Origin of the sequence: Curtobacterium sp. NPDC092190, from assembly GCF_044755625.1 — a bacterium.
In the GTDB taxonomy this organism is placed as follows: domain Bacteria; phylum Actinomycetota; class Actinomycetes; order Actinomycetales; family Microbacteriaceae; genus Curtobacterium.
In genome coordinates this window covers 268,643-285,701 of record NZ_JBIVRJ010000002.1, presented here as the reverse complement: position 1 = coordinate 285,701, position 17,059 = coordinate 268,643, and the positions used below count along the sequence as shown (strand labels likewise).

Sequence of the window (17,059 nt, the reverse complement as noted above, 5' to 3'; positions counted from 1 at the left end):
GGAGGGCACCCACCTCGACTCCCGCCGGGGTCAGTGGAAGAGCTGCTCCCCGATGTACGAGCCCTTCCGGGGTGCCGGCGGCACGGCGAACACCCCGGACCCGATGTGCGACACGTACTCGTTCAGGCGGTCGGACGCACCGAGCTTCCGCTGCAGCCGCGTGACGTGCTCCGGGTCGTTCACGTACGCCGCGAAGAGCAGGCCGGCGTCGAGCTGCCCGTACTGGTTCAGCCCGTCCGTGTAGTTGTACCCGCGACGCAGGATCTTCACGCCGCCGTTGTTCTCGTGCGCCGCGAGGGCGACGTGGGAGCGCGGGTCGATCGCGGTCCCGCGGTCCGCGTCGGTGCCGTGCGGCGCCCGGGCGTGGAAGTCCGGCGTCGTGTGCTCCGACCCGCCGGAGAGCGGCGCGCCCTCGACCTTCGTCCGACCGAACACCCGCTGCTGGTCGGAGACGACGTCGGCGTCCCAGGTCTCCAGGTTCATCCGGATCTTCCGCACCACCTGGTACGTGCCACCGGCCATCCAGTCGGCTCCGCGGTCGAGCCACACGAACCGGTCGTACTCGTCGTCCGTCGTGACGTTCCGCGTCCCGTCCTTGAACCCCATCAGGTTGCGCGGCGTCGACTGCGTCGGACCGGCCGAGGCGCGGCCGAACCCGATCACGGTCCACCGCACGGTCGCGGTGCCGCGGGCCATCCGGGCCAGGTCGCGGACCGCGTGGTACGCCACCTGCGGGTCGTCGGCGCACGCCTGCAGCGACAGGTCGCCGCCGGTCAGCTGCTCGTCCAGGTCGTCGCTCGGCAGCGGCGGGATCGCGGCCAGGTGCGCCGGACGCTTCGCGGCGAGGCCGAAGCGCTCGTCGAAGACGCCGGGCCCGAGCCCGACGGTGACGGTCAGCGACGCCGGGCCGAGGTCGAGCGCCTCGCCCGTGTCCGCTCCCACACCGTCACCGTGGACGGGTTCGACGCTGCCGATCGTCCGGCCGGCCTGCAGCTGCGCGATCGCGGCCGACCAGCGGGCGAGCAGGACCTGGAGCTCGGTCGCGGTGGACGCCGTCAGGTCGAACACCATGAAGACGCAGTGCCGCTGCGGCGTCGTGCGGATCCCGCCCTGCGGCTGCCGGGCGGCGGTCGCGTAGAACGGGACCGACTGCGACAGGTCGACGGACTCGTCGCCGTTCGCGGCCGCGGTGAACGGGTCGACGCCGGTGGCGGCGGTCGACCCGGCGACACCCGCGACGGCGCCCACGCCCGCACCGGCGGCCGCGAGCCCGGCACCGATCAGCCCGCGGCGGGAGAACCGGGAGTCGTTCACGCCGTCGCGACCTTCTCGGCCAGGCGCGAGAGCGGGTCCTGCAGCGCCTGGACCTGCTGCGAGATGCGGTTGGCGTCCTTCGCCTTCGCGGCGGCGTCCCACGTGGCGAAGCCGCCGAGGGAGTCCGCGTCGCGGAAGCCGTCCATCAGCGTGTTCGTCGTGTCGAACTGCGTGGCGATCTGCTTCGTCAGCGCCGGGTCGACCTTCGTCAGGCCGGGCTTGAGGTACGCGAAGGCCTGTCGGGCACCCTCGACGTTCGCGGCGAGGTCGACGAGGTCGATGTGGCTGTACGCCTCCTCCTCGCCCGTGATCTTGTTCGACTGGACCTCCTCGAGCAGCCCGGCCGCGCCGTTCGCCAGGTCCTCGGGCTTGTACTCGATCGACGGCACGCGCTTCGCGAGGAGCTCGACGTCGGCGGTCAGTGCGGCCGCGGTCTCCTTCGTCGACGCGGTGATCGCGCCGGCCTGGAACAGGTCCTTCTCGACGGCGTGGAAGCCGCTCCAGCCGACGGCGTCGTCGAGGTTCGACGCGCGCATGTCGATCAGGTAGTCGAGGTTGCCGGCGTTGTCGGTGGCCGAGAAGCCCTTCTTGACGAAGCCGTCGACGTCGCTCTCGACGTGCTCGTAGAACGGACGGGCCGCCGCGTAGTCGCGCTTCGCCGCGTCGAGGTCGCCGGCGTCCACGTCGTGCTGCAGCTGCTGCACGGCCGCCACCATGTCGGTGACCTGGCCGTCGACGTAGGTCGCGTAGCCCTTCGCGCCGTCGGCGAGCAGGGTGGCCGCGCTGCTGTTCGCGGTCGACGCGACCTTGCCGGTGACGGTGAGGTCGGTGAGCTCGTGCTCGGCACCCGGGCAGTAGACCTGGTACTCCCCACCGCTCAGCGTGGCGGTGAAGCGGACGGCGTCGAGCCCCGGGGCGAGGTTCTCCTTCTCGCCGAGGATGCGCTGGTCCTGCAGGAGCTCCACCTCGGTGATGGCGGTGGACGACTCGTTGTGCACCGTGAACGTGACGGGGCCCGCGGGGACCTTCGTGGTCGACACGGCGCAGGCGTCGGAGCCGTCGTTCGTCAGGGTGATGGTGACGCGGGAGAGCTTCCCGGTGCTGCTCGAGCTGTCGTCGGCGGGCGACCCCGTCGAGCAGCCGGTCAGGGCGAGGGCGGTGACGGTGCCGAGCGCACCGAGGACGATCAGGGGGCGGGCGGCCAGGGGGTGGGCGGCGCGGGGGCGGGCGGTCCTACCGAACGGCATGGTCGAGGCTCCTTGCAGGGACGTCGGCGGGCGGTCCGCGCGACGGGTCGGTTCCGGGGGTGGTGGTCGGTGGGGCGACGGCGCGCCGACGGTCGCGGAGGGCGAGCAACGCCTGTGCGGCGGCGGCGACGGCGAGCGCGATCGGCAGCCAGGTGCTCCAGAGCCGCAGCTCGGCAGCGCGGGTGTGCGCCGCGGCCAGGTCCGCGGCCGCTCGGTCGACGCGGTCGGTCGGCACCGCCCACACCGTGCGTTCCAGCGTGGTGGTCCGGGCGGCCGGGAGGCCCCCACCGCGCAGTGTGAGCACGTCGCGTTCCGAGCGGGTCGCGTCCAGGACACCCCCACCGACGGTGGTCAGGGTGACGGTCTCGCGGACGGACCAGCGGGCCGTGAACGGCCCGGGGTCCGTGCTCGGCGAGATGCCGACGGGGACCCGGCCGAAGAGGCCGACGAGGTCGTCGAGCGTCAGCGAGGTGGGGCGGCCGGCGACCGGGACGTCCTCGGTGACCTGCCAGCGGTCGGCGGCGACGCCGGAGCGGGTCACGCGGCGGTGGGCCGACGCGGGGAGGGTGCGTCGTGCCTCCCGGCCGGTGCCGGAGACGCGCAGGACTGCTGCCGGACCGTCGACGTCCGCCGTGACGGACCGTGCGTCACCGGTGAGCGCGGTCGTATGCGGCAGGTCGACGTCCGTGCTCGGGACGACCAGGGCGAGGACGACGGCCGTGGCTGCGAGCCCGGCGGCGACCGCCGCGCGGACCACCGGGACACGGGCCGGCGACGGACGCCAGCGGCGCGGCCAGACCGCGACGGCGAGGACGGGCACGACGTAGAGGAACCAGCCGGTCACCTCGATCACGCGCGGATCGGCGGGGATCCCGAGGACGCCGGTGACGAGGGCGCCGCGGAGCGACCCGTTGGGGGCGAGCCACCCGAGGTCGACCGTGCGCTGCTGGCCGATGACGAGCCACCCGGCCTCGTGCGCGTGCCGCAGTGCGGTGAGCACCAGGCCCCCGGCGACGAAGACGAGGAAGACGCCGGTACCGGTGAAGAACCGGCCGAGGTCGAGGCGGACCCCGCCGGTGTAGATGCCGTACCCGACCGCCACCGCGACCGCGATGCCGATGACGGCACCGACGGCTGCCGTGCCGGTGTCCGACGACGCCTGGAAGGTCGCGAGGAGGAAGACCGAGGTCTCGAACCCCTCCTTGAGGACCGCGAGGAACGCCATGCCCGCCAGCGCCCAGGCGGTCCCCCGTCCGAGCGCCGCCGACGCACTGGCCTGCAGGTCCCGCGACAGCGTGCGCGCGTGCGTGCGCATCCAGACGATCATCCCCGTGACGAAGACCACGGCGACGGCTCCGATGACCGTCTCCATGCCCTCCTGCTGGGCCTGGGGCAGTGCCTGCTCGACGAGCTGCAGGCCGAAGCCGACGGCGATGCTCAGCGCGACGGCGAGCCCGACGCCGGCCCACATCGGGGCGAGGGGCGCGCGGTTGCGACGGAGGAACGCGGCGATGATGCCGACGATGAGCGTCGCTTCGAGGCCTTCGCGGAGGCCGATGACGAGGGTGGCGATCATGGCGAAGGTGAGGCTAACCTAACCAGCGCTCGACCCGCCACTCCGGCGACGTGGGGTTTGATTGTTCTCATGAACGTGCTGACCCCGGAGGCCCTGGCGTCGGTCACCAACGTGCTCGACCTCGCCGGCGTGTTCGCCTCGGCACTGCTGGGCGGCTCGCTCGCACGCACGATGGACTTCGACCTGTTCGGCTTCCTCGTCGTCGGCTTCGTCTCCGGCCTCGGCGGCGGCATGCTCCGCGACACCCTGCTGCAGAACGGGCCGCCCGTCGCGCTCGTCGACCCGCTCTACCTGCCCGTGGCGATCGCCGGCGCTCTGGTCGCGTTCTTCGTGTCGTTCTCGGAGCTCACCTGGGACCGACTGTTCACCGTGCTCGACGCCGCCGTCATCGGGTTCTGGTCGGTGGTCGGGGTCCAGCGGACCTTCGACGCCGGTCTCGGCTGGCCCGCCGCGATCATCATGGGCACCATCACCGCGGTCGGCGGCGGGGCGATGCGCGACCTGCTGCTCCGTCGCGTGCCCGCGGTGTTCGGCGGGAACGCGCTCTACGCCACCGTGGCCGTCGCCGCGTCCGCGGTGATGGTGGTCGCCTCGTACCTCGGATCGCCGTCGATCGGCATCATCGCGGCGATCGTGCTGTCGCTCGGGCTCCGGTACGGGGCCGTCAAGCGCGGCTGGGGGCTGCCGAACGGTCGCGAGTGGCAGCCGAAGTCGACGCTCGGCGCACTGCTGCAGCGCGGGCGACGGCTGCGCCCCGACGCGATCCGGCTGCTCCGTCGCCCCGGACGCCGCACCGGCGACGGGGCCGTCCGCAGCGACCGGGACACGCCCGACGGCGTCTGACGAGCCGCGGTCGGCGTTCCGTCAGCGCCCGTCAGCACCCCGGCCGGTGCCTCGGTCGGCGCCTCGGTCAGCGCCTCGGCACGGGCTCCGGTCGGTGCCCGGGCACGCCGGTGGTGCACCGTCCGGACGACGCACGACCCCGTCGCTGCAGCGGCCTGCCGCGGTACGATCGCTCCCGCCGGGTACCGACCCGGTGACCACCGTCCTCGACGCACCGACACGACCCGAACGTGGCGGTCCACCGAGCGACGGGGCCGGGGGCTTCGCTGGTGCCGCGCGTGATCACGACGCGCGGCGCGGCAGGTCTCCGAGGGTCGCACCGGACCGGGTGCGGCACGGCCCGTGCGCCACCGACGCGCGGGGATCGACAGGACGGCGCACCACCGTCCACGACGACGATCACGGACCAGGACCCATGCGCGACGACGCTTCCTCCCCCAACCCCCGGACACCCCGCGCCGAGGTGCGCGAACGACTGCTCGTCGCCGGAGCCGACGTCTTCGCCGAGTCCGGCGTGCACGGCGCCCGACTCGACGACGTGGCCGCTCGCGCCGGCTTCAGCAAGGGCGCCGTCTACTCGAACTTCACGTCGAAGCAGGACCTCGTCGCCCAGGTCATGCAACGCTCGACGAACCGGATCCTCGCCGCGCTCCAGGAGGTCGTCCACGAGGACGTCGCCGCCGCGAGCATCGCCGAGGTCGTCCGGGCGGCGTTCGGGCGGTACGACCAGGGTCGGCAGTTCGCCCTCGTCTCGGAGCTCCGGGGGTACGCACTCCGCGACCCGGAGTTCATGCCCGAGTTCGTCCGGCAGCGGCGCGAGCTGCAGGACGGCGTGCTCGACCTGGTCCGGTCGTGGTTCGGGGCGCACCCCGAGGTCGAGCCGGGCATGCCGCTCGAGGACCTCGCCACGCTGCTCATCGGCGCGAACACCGGGATCGTGTTCGACGGGCCGGCCCTGCCCGGGGTGAACCCCGGCGACGTCATCGCGAGCCTGGTCGACGCGGTCGTGCGCCCGCGGCGCTGACGCGGCCGCGGCGGCGGCGCCACCGCCGCATGCGCGCCGGCGCGGCAGGGCGCATGCGCCCGGCGCGGCGGGGTGCCGACAGCCGTCCGCACAACCGGAAGCACGTCGCGCCACGCGATTCCGCGGCGCGACGTGCTCGCCGTTGTGCGCGAGCACGCCACACCACGCCCGGCCCGGCGAGGCCGCACCAGGCCCGGGCCGGCACGGCCGCGGCGGCCGGCCCAGCCGCCGCGGTCGTGCGCCCGCGGCGCTGACTCGACCGCGGCGGCCGCGGCCGAGTCCCGCCGCGGCCGTCCGCACAACCGGAAGCACGTCGCGCCACGCGATTCCGCGGCGCGACGTGCTCCCCGTTGTGCGCGAGCACGCCGCACAACGCACCACGCCCGGGCCCGGCCGGCCCAGCCGGCCCGGCCCGGCCGCCGCGCGGCGGCTAGGCCGTGCGCCGGCGCTGCCGGCCCTCGTGGGACCACGCGGACGAGGGCAGCAGGCTCGGCGGGAACAGCCGCGCCCGGACCACGCGCGCCCGCGGGACGGACGCGTCGAGGGCGACACGAGCCTCCAGGACGGCCCGCCGGAGTGCTGCCGTGTCCACGCCCGCCGCACCGTCCGCGGCGAAGCGCTCCAGGTCGACCGCATCGACGATGCTCGTCAGGTGCGGGAGCACGCTCGCGGGCACGGTCCCGACGAGCCGACCGCGCACCGCACGCGCCGTCCGCGCTGCTGCGGCGGCGTCACCCGGCGGCGCGAGCCCCGGTGCGTACCCGTGGTCGGCGACGTCGTCGAGCACCTCGCGCCAGGCCTGCAGTGCCGGCGAACGTCCCGCTTGCACCGCGGCGAGCCGTCGGCGCCGACGCACCACACGGACGACCCCGGGTGCGACGAGCACCGCCAGCAGGAGCAGCAGCCCGACCACCAGGCCGGCGGCACCGGGTCCGGCGCCGCCGCCCGTCGTGGCCGCCGCGCCCGCTCCGGTCGAGGCGGAGGGCGTCGGGGTGGGCGAGGCCTCGGTGGGAGCGGTCTCCCCCGGGGCCGGCAGCGGCGTCTCCGACGGGGCCGGAGCCGGCGTCGCCGACGTCTCGGTCCCCGCCTGGGCTGCGGCGTCGGAGCTCGGGGTCGGCTCGAACGACACCCAACCGGCACCACGGATGTACAGCTCGGGCCAGGAGTGCAGCTGTCGGTTCGAGACGGTGTACTCGCCGTCCTCCGTCTGGTCGCTGCTCGCCCGGTACCCGACCGCGATGCGCGACGGGATCCCGAGCGTCCGCGCCATCACGGCCATCGACGACGCGAAGTGCACGCAGTACCCCTGGCGCACGCGCAGGAACGTGTCGATCACGTCCATGCTGTCGCCGTCGTAGCCCTGCTCGACGGGGGCCGTCTCGGAGTAGGTGAAGAGGTCGCTGCGGAACCACTGCTCCAGGGCCCGCGCCCGGGCGTAGTCGTTCGGCAGCCCGCCGGCCACCCGCTGGGCCGCCGCCCGGATGTCACGTGGCAGGTCCTCGGGCAGTGCCAGGTCGGTGCGGAGCTGCGTCTCGCTCGGCGCCGTGAACCCGCGGCCGTCGGTGCGCCCGAGGATCCCGCTCGCGGCGATCGCGTCGAGGTACTCCCCCGACCAGGTCGAGGCGCCGAAGACCTGGTAGGTCGAACCGCGCTGGGTCACGGGACCGGTCGACCGGACCGTGCTCGAGTCCCCCATCCAGCGCCACTGCGACAGGTCCAGGTTCGTCGACTGCGACTCGAGCGACACGGCGCCGCCGGGCACGGGCAGGTAGTTGCTCGACAGCCCGGTGATCCGCATGGTCAGGTCGCCGCGGCTCGCCAGACGGGGGTTGATCCCGACCGCCCACTGCTGCTGGTCCGCGGTCTCCGCAGTGCTGGCGTCGGTCACGGTGGGCACCCAGTCGCCGGTGCCGAACTCGTCGAGGTCGGCGAGCTTGAGGTACTCCGGCTGCCCGTCGGCGGTGCGGTAGCGGAACACCTCGAGCTCGTTCGGCTGGCGGAGGTCGCGGCCGAGCTCGAGCAGCGTGCCGGGACGACCGGGCTGGATCGGGGCCTGCAGCGCGCCCGTCACGCCGGACAGCCAGCTGGCGTTGATCGGGACGAGCACCGGGAGCCCCACGGCGACGACGAGCCCGATCGCGCCCACCACGGCGGCCGGGAACGCCCGTTGCACCGGTCGGACGGACAGCCAGAGGAGCCCGAGGAACGCCGCCCCCACCAGGACGACGAGCACCGGCGAGGCGGGCTCGCCCGTGACGACACCGGGGACGATGAGCACGACCAGCGCGGGCACGGCCGCGAGCGCGACGGTCGGCGCGATCGCGGCGAGGAACAGGGTCACCCCGGCCACCCAGGCGATCGCGACGGTGACGATCAAGCGGATCGCGTCGCTCTGCGGCAGCGGCGCGGGGTTGAGCCGGATCGCGGCGAGCGCCTCGCCGAGGGCTCCCTCGCGGTCGAGCCAGCCGAGGGGGTGGACGTCGTTGACGACCGCGGCGACGCACGACCCGACCACCAGCGTGGCGACGAGGGCGATGAAGCGCACGCCCGGAGCGCGACGGCGGACGGCGAGGACGACGGCGACGAGCACCGCCGTGAAGACGACGCCGGACAGCCACCAGGCGGTGCCCTGCACGAGCGGACGCATCGCGAGCGCCGCGATGAGGACCGGCAGCGGTGCCAGGGCGACGACCCACGGTCCCGGGGCGTCGTCGCGTTCGGCCGGACGCTCGGGGCGGCCGCTGCGCGTGGGCGTCCTGACGCGGTCGGCGGTCGAGGTCCCGCTCACCGGGTGCTCCCGTGCGCCTGCGCGCCCGCGACGGGCACGACCAGGGTCCGCCAACCGGCACGGTCGAGGATGCCGCGCACCACGGGGTCGGGCGGGACGATGGTCGCGAGGATGCCGCGACTGGACCCGCTCGTCGCGGCGACGAGCTCTGCGGCCTGCTCGGCGGTGCACCGGCCGGTGACGACGGCGGTCATGCCGTGGACGTCGCGACCGTGCACGTCGGACAGGACCTCGGTGACCGGGCGGGCGTCCGAACGGACCCGGACGTCGGCGAGTCCGACGAGCAGGTCCGTCAGGCTGCCGACGTCGCCGGTGTGCCGTCCCGCGCCCGGAGTGTCGTCGCTCACGAGCACCACGCGCGACGTCCGCGCGCTGAGGGCACGGGCGACGCTCGCGGCGACGACGACGGCGTGCTCGAACGCGGCGTCGCCACCGAGGTCGCTCAGTTCCGCGAGGTCGTCGCGGCCGAGCGCCTGGTAGGACTCTCGGCGGAGGTCGATGGCGATGACGGCCTCCGGCGGCTGCGCCTGCGTGGTCTGGCGGACGTGGAGTTCGCCGCGTCGGGCGCTCTGTGCCCAGTGCACGCGGCGGATCGGGTCGCCCTGCCGGTACGGCCGGAGCTCGCTGTCGTCGGCGGAACCGCCCTGACCCACACGGCCCTCGTCCGCCGAGACGGCACCCGCGAGCGCTCCGGTGTCGATGGCACCGAGGGTGGTGGATGCGGGGACGATCACGACCTCCTCGGCGGGGACGACCGGCCGGTCGATGCGCAGCAGGCCGAAGGGGTCCTCGACGCGGATGGTCACGGGGCCGACCAGCGTGCGGCCCCGGTGCATCGCGAGGGCCTCGACGTCGAGCACCGCCGGGGGCTCGTTCGGGCCGACCAGGGCGTAGGTCTGCGCGTCGGACACGCTCGCGAGGGCGTCCTCGAGCTGCTCCCGCACCAGCAGGGTCGTCCGCGGCCCGATCGGCAGCGACGTCCCCCGCAGGGTGATCCGCTCGCGGTGGACCTCACCGACCTGCACGACCGAGCGGGCGGTCGACCGGGTCGCACGCAGCGGCGCCGCGACGACGAGTGCCATGACGATCCCGAGCACGAGCAGCACGAGCAGCAGGAGCCCGGCGGAGACGGCGATGCTCGTCGTGGCGACGAGACCACCGCCGACGAGGGCGATCCCCGACCCGAGCACCGTCCACCCCCTGGCCGTCGGCCGCGGGAACGGGGTCCGGCGGAGCATGGCCGCGCCGCGTCGCCCGGTGCGGAGCACCCACGACCGCACCGCGCCCGCACGCAGCGCGGACGTCGAGGGTCCGCTGCCGTCGGGCATCAGGAGCGGACGGCGGCCGAGGCGAACGGCACGGCGGTGTCGGACACGATCCGGACGACCACGTCGCGCGCGGTGTCCTCGGCGGCCCCGCCGAGCCCGCGGGCGACGGGGACGAGACGGTGGGACAGGATCACCGGTGCGAGGTGGGCGACGTCGTCGGGGGTGACGAACGGGCGACCGAGCAGCGCGGCGTGGGCACGAGCGGCCTGCGCCAGGTGCAGGGTGGCGCGAGGGCTCGCGCCCAGCACGAGGTCCGGGTGCGTGCGGGTGGCACGGACGATCGCGACGATGTAGGCCTCGACGTCGTGGGCCAGGTGCACCCCGCGCACGGCGTGCACGATCGCCCGCAGCGTCTGCACGTCGACGATCGGTCGGAGCGCGGACAGCGGGTCGCGGGTCCCGCGCGCCGCGAGCATCTGGCGCTCGGCGTCCGCGCTGGGGTACCCCATCGCGATGCGGGCCATGAACCGGTCGCGCTGGGCCTCGGGCAGCGGGTACGTGCCCTCCATGTCGATCGGGTTCTGGGTCGCGACGATCATGAACGGCGACTCCAGTGGCCGGGTCACGCCGTCGACGGTCACCTGCGCCTCGGCCATCGCCTCGAGCAGGGCCGACTGGGTCTTCGGGCTCGTGCGGTTGATCTCGTCACCGATGACGACGTTCGCGAACACCGGGCCCGGCGAGAACCGGAACGTGCCCGACGACTGGTCGTAGATGTTCACACCGGTGACGTCGGACGGCAGCATGTCCGAGGTGAACTGGATGCGGTTCACCGTCCCGCCGACCGAGGCACCGAGCGCCTTCGCGAGCACGGTCTTGCCGACGCCGGGGACGTCCTCGACGAGCAGGTGCCCCTCGGCGAGCATCACGGTGAACGCCGTGCGGATGGCGTCGACCTTGCCGTCCACCACGGTGGAGACGGCTGCGACGACGTCGTCGCCCACCGCTCGCACGTGCTCGATCGGGAAGGCTTGGTCGGTCTGGTCCGGCACGCAGGCCTCCTCGTCTCGGGACAGGTGTCGTGCATGCTACAACGGCGCGGTGACAGGCACCGGAGGATGCGTCACCGATCATCCGGAAGGCACACACGGGCCCTGCCCGCGACGGACGGGAGGCGCGGTGCGGGGCCGCCACGCGCCTCCCGTCCGCCTCCTGGTCACGGTCCGGTCGGTGCGGGCGTCAGCGCGGCAGGGCCTCGGTCGTCAGCGACCAGAGCGCGACGCCGTGCAGCCCGAGTCGCTGCGCCAGCGCGACACGTGCCCGGTAGGAGCGGGCGTCCGACCAGTGCAGCTCGTGTCCGTCGCGGAGGGTCGCCGACCACTCCCCCGTGCGGTCCGACCAGCGTGCGGCACCGCCGGCCAGCGCACGGGCCCGCGCCGGCGATACCTGCCCGGCGTCCGGTCCACCCCAGCGGTACCCGTACCCGGCGACGCCGAGGTCGGTGCGGTCGGCCGGCAGTCCCTCGTGCTCGGCCACCTCGACGACGCGCTGCGCCCACGGCAGGGCGCCGATCGTGCCCGGTCCGCTCCACGGGCCGTGCTGGTCGTAGGTCATCAGCACGAATCGGTCGACGTGCTCCGCCAGACGGCGGAGGTCGTACCCGGTGTCCCGGAAGCCCGCGGCCGAGGTGGACGCCATCACGGCCATCGACACCGGGGCGTCGGCACCGAGCTCGTCGTGCACCGCGTCCTCGAGCGCGGCTGCGAAGGCGACGAGTCCCGCGCGGTCGCGGTCGCGCAGTGATTCGAGGTCGATCTGCACGCCCGTGCAGTGGTGGTCGTGCGCCAGGGCCGCCAGGTCCCGAGCCACCTGTGCGCGGGCGACCGGGTCGGCCAGCAGCGCCGAGGCGGTCTCCGGCGAGAAGTCACCGAGCGTCTCGGAGTAGTTGCTGACGAGGAGCTCCGGTCGCGCGCCCTGGCGGGCCGCGGCGAGGGCCAGACGGTCGACGCCGTCGGGCAACGGCGCGAGGCCCGTGCCGTCCGCGGAGAGCGTGACACCGTCGATGCCGATCGTGTCCGCCCGCTCGGTGGCGGCTCGTACCCGGGCGACCGCCGTCGGGGCTCCCGGCTCGACGTACGCCTCGACGGCGACGCCGCGGGCAGCGGACGCGTCGGCGCAGCCGGCGACCGTGGTGACGATCACGACGAGCGCGACGGCGAGGGCGGATGAGCGGAGCACGGGGCAACGGTAGTGGGCGGGGCCAGGGCACCCGTGACGGGCCGGCCCGTGCCTCCCGGCCGTTGAGCACGGCCGCACCGTCGTGTTCCCGCGCGCACCCTGCCGGAACGACGAAACCCCCGCCGGTGGCGGGGGTTTCTTCGACTGCGGAGACGGAGGGATTTGAACCCTGCCTGCCCCCTCAACACCGTAGGGACACTCGGGCGTATGCCCGGAAGTACGAGCATCTGGGGTCACGACGGCACTCGCCAACACCTCTCGTTCGCGCTCCGTTGTGGGCAATCTGTGGGCATGGACGAGCTCACCTCAGCCCTACGCGCTGCGATTCGCGAGGAGGTCGCCCGGCAACTCGCCGAGCTCCAGCCGCCGCAGCCAGCGCCCGACGTCACCCCGGAGCTCCTCGGGGTCGAACAGGCCGCCGCGCGTCTCGGGGTGCAGCCAAAGAGGCTCTACGAGTGGCGCCGACTCCGCAAGGGCCCACCATCGTTGCGCGTCGGCCGGCTCGTGAAGTACCGCTCCGATGTCCTCGACGAGTGGATCAACCGGCCGCGGTCTGGTGACGATGTGCTCACTCTCCATGAAGCCGCGGAGTACACCCGGCGTCACCCGCGCACGGTCGCCGACGCGTGCCGTGCTGGTGAGCTCAAGGGCACCCAGAGGGCGCGGAACGCAACCTGGCGAGTCCGGCGTGAGGACCTCGACGTGTGGATGGGCTTCAGGCCGCCTGGGCGCCGGGGCCCGCTGCAGGCTCTCTGAGCGGCAGGAACGTCCCCCTGGTGGCGAGAGTGTCGCGCCTCCGTGCGTCTGCCGGCGTCTCACAGGCGTTTGCTGGTGTCCGAAGGACGCTCGACGCCGGCAGCATGCAGGTGATCCCGCCAGATCAGAATGAGGAATGCGCTCGCGTCTCGGACTGATCTACCGGTCGGAGATGCTCGGCGAGATCACGAGACATCTCGCGCTCCAACTCCGCCTGCCTAGGTCGAGCCCGGTAGTCGGTCTCGCGTACACGCTTGACTGCCGTCTGCGGAGCGTTCAGCGTGAGCGCCGCCCATGTTCCCGGTACCACTGCTGCCCTGCGACAGAGGCGTTGTGGTCACGACAACGTCGGACGTGTCGCCCATGCAGGGCATCATGTGTCGTGTGCTGCACGCCTTCATCGACGAGTCCTACATCAAGGGCTACGTCTACCTCACCACGGCCGTCGTCGTCGACGACCACCAGCTCCCCGAGCTGACCCGCCGACTCGACCACGTCATGTGGCGCACGCACAAGGCACACGGCATCGACCCCAACACCGAGCTCCACGCCCAGCAGCTGTTCCAGCGCAGCGGTGACTGGGACTGCTTTCGAGCGATGCCCGCCGCAGCGCACGCGACCTTCCGGAACGCCCTGAAGAACATCACCAGCTGCGGCGCCCGGGTCTTCATTCGCGGCGTCCGCGAAGATCGCCTGATCCGCCGGTACGTGAAGCCGGACCCTCCCCACGCGGTGGCGCTGCAGCACCTCCTCGAGCGCGTCAACGACTACGCCACCGCGCGGGGGCAGCATGTCCGCGTCATTGCCGACGAAGTACAGGACAGTGCTCACCACGACGCGCGTGCAGCGACCTGGGCGACAGTCGGCACTCCCGGATTCCGACCTTCGACTCTCCCCATGATCGACCTGCCGATCCAGTGGCGCGGATCCCACCTCGAACGTGGGCTACAGGCAGCCGACCTTGCGGGCTTCATCTACCTCCGCAAGCGGTTCCACATCACCACCGACGCCAGGCTCATCCACGCGATACAGCAATCGCGTGACGCGATCTACCCGGCGATCGAGCACGAGAGTGTGTGGAACCCCTGAAGCACTGAAGGCCCCGCGTCAGCGGGGCCCCAGGCGGACGACATTCCCTTTAGGCCTGTCGTAGCTCAGAAGTTAGCACAGGGCGCCGACAACGGCGCACTGGCGCGACTTCCCCGACGGCGCGCCTCGATCCGTCGGGTGTGGACGGTCGACGCGACGGTGGTTGTCGAGGTGAACGCGGTTCGGGTCGCTGTGGCGGCGGCGGGCGGTGATGCTGCGTGAACGGTGCGGACGTCCTCGGCCTGGTCGGGGGTCACGGGACGACGCAGGGCTACGCGGCGGGCTGCCGGTCGCTGGGTGGCTGCCCGGGGAAGGACGGGCCGTCATGCATGGACGCTCGTCGTCGGCAGCTGGGTGGTTTCAGCCGATGAATCAGCGCCTTCGTCGTGTCGTTCGCCGTGATCACGACCGGGATCGCGAGCGCCTTCAAGTTCGTCGTGTGCAGCGCCCGAAACAGCGGCGGCGCCGAAATGACGACATCGATGCTCGAGGAGCTCCGCACGCTGACGACGGCAGGGCACCAGGCGGTCCTGCGGCAGCCGGAGCGCCACACGCTCGCCCCGCGCGGCCTGCGCGAGGCGGAGGAGACGGTGCCGGAGGTGCTGTTCCGCATGTTCCAGCCGCACGAGGTTGCGGCCGACATGGCGTTCCCGAAGGACTACAAGTGGCAGCCGCCGAACCGCGCGCGGCCGGTGTCGAACCGGGACCCGGTGAAGGCGGCCGGGAACGCTGTCACCCCGCTGGCCGCGCGGGACCTGCTCGCTGCAGGTGTCGCGTCGCTGGGCGCCGAGTACGAGGCAGTGGCGGCATGATCCACGTAGAGGCAGGCGACCGAATGGTGGGTCAGTCGTTGCTCGTCGTGTCGCTCAGACGCTTCTCGATACGAGCGCGCACTTTCGGGTCCTTCATCGCTCGGCGAGCGAGCGCGTCGACGAGTCCGTGTGAGGTCGACACTCCAAGGAGAATTGCCGCTCCCGCGGTCACTCCTAGCAAGGTCGTGATCGACCCCACCCAGACGGCCTCAAAGCCTTGCAGTGGCACCTCGCTCGCCACGGCGATGATGCAGGACGCCTCGGCGGACAATGCGAGAAACGCGCTGCCGATCACCGCCCACCGGAGGACCCAGAGCAGGAATTGCCCGAAGCGGGTGTTCGCTTCGACCGAGCCACTACTCTCGAAGGCAAGTACGAGTAGGCCTACGGGAATCACCTGGGCCAGGACGCCGGCCGCTTCAACGCTGATCACGGCGGCAACCGTAGCGGGTGGTCGCCGTGGCTGAACAGACCCCGAGGGTGCTCCTGCCAGCCCGGGACGAACGCGACGGTCACCGTCGTACGTTCACGCGTGACTAGGGCGACACCCCCGCAGCAGCACCGTCAGGCCGGTGAACCTGCACGGCGGACGGCTGCAAGTGGGCCGCGTGCCCTGGCGATCGCTATGCCGCACGCGACATGAGCCTGAGCTAGGCGGCCGTGTTGGAGGCCCTGGCGCGAGGGCACGAGGACCGGCATCGAGTTGGGCCAGAAGGACGAACGAGAGAAAGAGGAACCGTGCTTCAGCGGCGAGAATCCCACATCGTGAAGGCGAGCGACACGGTTGGGACGGTTACCCACCAGACGGTGCTGTTCCAGATGAAGGACGCCCAGAAGCCCGACGCTCCATCTGAGTTCACGACGCTCAGCAGGGATATTTCAAGTACACCGCCGAAGGCGATGGCCAGACCGATGATGACCTGTTTGATTCGCCACATCACCATCTCAAACCGGTTGTCCGCGATGGCGTCCAGATCACGTCGAGACGGCATCAGCCGCTGCTGTTCGAGCAGAAGGGCAATCAGGAAAACCGGCACGACGCCGGCCGCAACACCTGCTGTCTCGGGAGTGATCTGCATGAACAGGAGCGTAGAGGCGGTCACCGCAAGTGCGCTCGCCCCCGAACGCGAGGAGGAGAGCTGATGGTCGGAGTGCCGAAGGACGAGGTCACGGCGCACAACTCGTGATCGTGCGTTCCGCGCTGTTGCCACGATCGGCCTTCCTGCTCGGGGTTGGAGAGCCCGTAGCCACACGACGCCAGCAGCTCAAGAGTCGGGTGCTCGCCGCAGCCTCCCGCTCGACGAACTCCACCTCACGGTCCTTCGCCACCGCTTTGCCGTACGACCAGTCCAACCACGACCGCGTCATCGCCGCCGAGCACGTCTGCGTTCACGGACCATCCGCGCCTGGGCAGCCTCCCGTCGACCGGTAGCCGGCCTGGACGGCTTGCCCGTCAGCCCGGACCCGTGCGACACCGCCAGGACCCACACCGCGGCGCTCCCCGTTCACACCGAGGTCTGCGCAGCCGAGAGGTCGTTGAGTATCCTTCGCAGCATGACCTCAGACACGTCCCAGATCGCTTTCGTTGGGACGCTCATCGGTGCTGGCGTTTCCCTTGCCGGCTCCGTCATCACGCCATGGGCCCTGCGGAGGTCTGAGCGTCGCCGTTCGGAGGCTGACAGCCGAACAGCTGCACTCCGCCGCCTACTCCCGGCGGTGATGGAAGCGGGCGCCCGCACAGCAGGGGAAGGGCTGGAATGGGACGAGATGGGGCGTCGACTTGCTACCGCAACGGAGCTACAGCTGTGGCTTCGCCCTGACGAGTGGCAGATCACCTCCATCGCGATGACGTCACTCTTGGCGACCGACCCTGAGCGGCACGTTTCCGTCCAGGCCAACGCATCGCTTGTGCTTGCTGCTTGGGCTCGTGGTGAAATCTCACCGGAACGGGCTCTACGAGTGTTTGAGTCTCGCACCGGCGCGGAGATCACCAAGCCGACTTTCGATGACGTTGCTTGAGCCAATTGAGGCTCCTCTCCGTAGCCGTTGCTTCCTCTCGAGGGCCTCCATCTGCCGGAGCGCGTGCTGGTACACGACCTCCGCC

15 protein-coding genes are annotated in these 17,059 nt (G+C 72.3%); 6 read left to right on the top strand and 9 right to left on the bottom strand.

Annotated elements, in window-relative coordinates; all coding sequences use genetic code 11:
- Positions 1–30: 30 nt before the first annotated feature.
- The 3 genes from ACIQFY_RS05550 to efeU are packed head-to-tail and all read right to left on the bottom strand — an operon-like array spanning position 31 to position 4,137.
- Positions 31–1,314, bottom strand: coding sequence for a Dyp-type peroxidase (locus ACIQFY_RS05550; RefSeq protein WP_400338670.1), 1,284 nt, complete (start codon positions 1,312–1,314; stop codon positions 31–33).
- The gene (efeO, locus tag ACIQFY_RS05545) at positions 1,311–2,561 is read right to left on the bottom strand and encodes an iron uptake system protein EfeO (protein WP_400338669.1); all 1,251 of its coding nucleotides are present in this window, start codon (positions 2,559–2,561) and stop codon (positions 1,311–1,313) included. The genes ACIQFY_RS05550 and efeO overlap by 4 nt, the downstream gene beginning before the upstream one ends.
- Positions 2,548–4,137: an iron uptake transporter permease EfeU gene (gene efeU, locus ACIQFY_RS05540; RefSeq protein ID WP_400338667.1), complete on the bottom strand. Its 1,590-nt coding sequence runs from the start codon at positions 4,135–4,137 to the stop codon at positions 2,548–2,550. Before efeU ends, efeO begins: the two co-directional genes overlap by 14 nt.
- A gap of 69 nt (positions 4,138–4,206) precedes the next feature.
- On the opposite strand from efeU, the gene ACIQFY_RS05535 reads away from it, so the two are divergent.
- The gene (locus ACIQFY_RS05535) at positions 4,207–4,980 is read left to right on the top strand and encodes a trimeric intracellular cation channel family protein (protein WP_066655795.1); all 774 of its coding nucleotides are present in this window, start codon (positions 4,207–4,209) and stop codon (positions 4,978–4,980) included.
- Positions 4,981–5,395: 415 nt separating this feature from the next.
- Positions 5,396–6,004 (top strand): TetR/AcrR family transcriptional regulator, encoded by a 609-nt coding sequence (locus ACIQFY_RS05530; protein ID WP_400338665.1) that lies wholly within the window; start codon positions 5,396–5,398, stop codon positions 6,002–6,004.
- Between the two features lie 430 nt (positions 6,005–6,434).
- Here ACIQFY_RS05530 and ACIQFY_RS05525 read toward each other — a convergent pair whose 3' ends face one another.
- The 4 genes from ACIQFY_RS05525 to ACIQFY_RS05510 all read right to left on the bottom strand — a co-directional run bounded on the left by ACIQFY_RS05525 (position 6,435) and on the right by ACIQFY_RS05510 (position 12,298).
- Positions 6,435–8,792, bottom strand: a complete 2,358-nt coding sequence (locus ACIQFY_RS05525; RefSeq protein WP_400338664.1) for a transglutaminaseTgpA domain-containing protein — start codon at positions 8,790–8,792, stop codon at positions 6,435–6,437.
- The gene (locus ACIQFY_RS05520; RefSeq protein WP_209685619.1) at positions 8,789–10,120 is read right to left on the bottom strand and encodes a DUF58 domain-containing protein; all 1,332 of its coding nucleotides are present in this window, start codon (positions 10,118–10,120) and stop codon (positions 8,789–8,791) included. Before ACIQFY_RS05520 ends, ACIQFY_RS05525 begins: the two co-directional genes overlap by 4 nt.
- On the bottom strand, positions 10,120–11,112 hold the full coding sequence (locus ACIQFY_RS05515; protein WP_235426362.1) for a MoxR family ATPase: 993 nt from the start codon (positions 11,110–11,112) through the stop codon (positions 10,120–10,122). The genes ACIQFY_RS05520 and ACIQFY_RS05515 overlap by 1 nt, the downstream gene beginning before the upstream one ends.
- A 187-nt stretch (positions 11,113–11,299) precedes the next feature.
- Positions 11,300–12,298 (bottom strand): glycosyl hydrolase family 18 protein, encoded by a 999-nt coding sequence (locus tag ACIQFY_RS05510; RefSeq protein WP_066655816.1) that lies wholly within the window; start codon positions 12,296–12,298, stop codon positions 11,300–11,302.
- A 291-nt stretch (positions 12,299–12,589) separates the two neighbouring features.
- Here ACIQFY_RS05510 and ACIQFY_RS05505 point away from each other — a divergent pair, with 291 nt between their 5' ends.
- The 3 genes from ACIQFY_RS05505 (at position 12,590) to ACIQFY_RS05495 (ending at position 14,955) form a co-directional block, all read left to right on the top strand.
- The gene (locus ACIQFY_RS05505; RefSeq protein WP_400338661.1) at positions 12,590–13,054 is read left to right on the top strand and encodes a helix-turn-helix domain-containing protein; all 465 of its coding nucleotides are present in this window, start codon (positions 12,590–12,592) and stop codon (positions 13,052–13,054) included.
- Between the two features lie 363 nt (positions 13,055–13,417).
- Entirely contained in the window at positions 13,418–14,143 is a 726-nt protein-coding gene (locus ACIQFY_RS05500; protein WP_400338660.1) for a DUF3800 domain-containing protein, read from the top strand.
- 386 nt (positions 14,144–14,529) lie between these two features.
- Complete coding sequence (locus tag ACIQFY_RS05495; RefSeq protein ID WP_400338658.1) at positions 14,530–14,955, top strand: hypothetical protein; 426 nt, start codon at positions 14,530–14,532, stop codon at positions 14,953–14,955.
- Positions 14,956–14,986: 31 nt separating this feature from the next.
- Here the strand turns inward: ACIQFY_RS05495 and ACIQFY_RS05490 are convergent, their stop codons facing one another.
- Together ACIQFY_RS05490 and ACIQFY_RS05485 are read right to left on the bottom strand one after the other, a co-directional pair.
- Entirely contained in the window at positions 14,987–15,388 is a 402-nt protein-coding gene (locus tag ACIQFY_RS05490) for a hypothetical protein (protein ID WP_400338656.1), read from the bottom strand.
- A 310-nt stretch (positions 15,389–15,698) separates the two neighbouring features.
- Positions 15,699–16,034 carry a hypothetical protein gene (locus ACIQFY_RS05485; protein ID WP_400338654.1) on the bottom strand — a complete coding sequence of 112 codons (336 nt, stop codon included), beginning with the start codon at positions 16,032–16,034 and terminating at the stop codon, positions 15,699–15,701.
- A gap of 475 nt (positions 16,035–16,509) precedes the next feature.
- Here ACIQFY_RS05485 and ACIQFY_RS05480 point away from each other — a divergent pair, with 475 nt between their 5' ends.
- On the top strand, positions 16,510–16,974 hold the full coding sequence (locus ACIQFY_RS05480; protein ID WP_400338652.1) for a hypothetical protein: 465 nt from the start codon (positions 16,510–16,512) through the stop codon (positions 16,972–16,974).
- Positions 16,975–17,059 lie beyond the last annotated feature (85 nt).

Coding starts and splice junctions, on each gene's coding strand:
- ACIQFY_RS05505 (WP_400338661.1), top strand. CDS start 12,590: ATGGACGAGCTCACCTCAGCCCTACGCGCTGCGATTCGCGAGGAGGTC.
- efeO (WP_400338669.1), bottom strand. CDS start 2,561: ATGCCGTTCGGTAGGACCGCCCGCCCCCGCGCCGCCCACCCCCTGGCC.
- ACIQFY_RS05530 (WP_400338665.1), top strand. CDS start 5,396: ATGCGCGACGACGCTTCCTCCCCCAACCCCCGGACACCCCGCGCCGAG.
- efeU (WP_400338667.1), bottom strand. CDS start 4,137: ATGATCGCCACCCTCGTCATCGGCCTCCGCGAAGGCCTCGAAGCGACG.
- ACIQFY_RS05520 (WP_209685619.1), bottom strand. CDS start 10,120: ATGCCCGACGGCAGCGGACCCTCGACGTCCGCGCTGCGTGCGGGCGCG.
- ACIQFY_RS05480 (WP_400338652.1), top strand. CDS start 16,510: ATGACCTCAGACACGTCCCAGATCGCTTTCGTTGGGACGCTCATCGGT.
- ACIQFY_RS05500 (WP_400338660.1), top strand. CDS start 13,418: ATGCAGGGCATCATGTGTCGTGTGCTGCACGCCTTCATCGACGAGTCC.
- ACIQFY_RS05485 (WP_400338654.1), bottom strand. CDS start 16,034: ATGCAGATCACTCCCGAGACAGCAGGTGTTGCGGCCGGCGTCGTGCCG.
- ACIQFY_RS05535 (WP_066655795.1), top strand. CDS start 4,207: ATGAACGTGCTGACCCCGGAGGCCCTGGCGTCGGTCACCAACGTGCTC.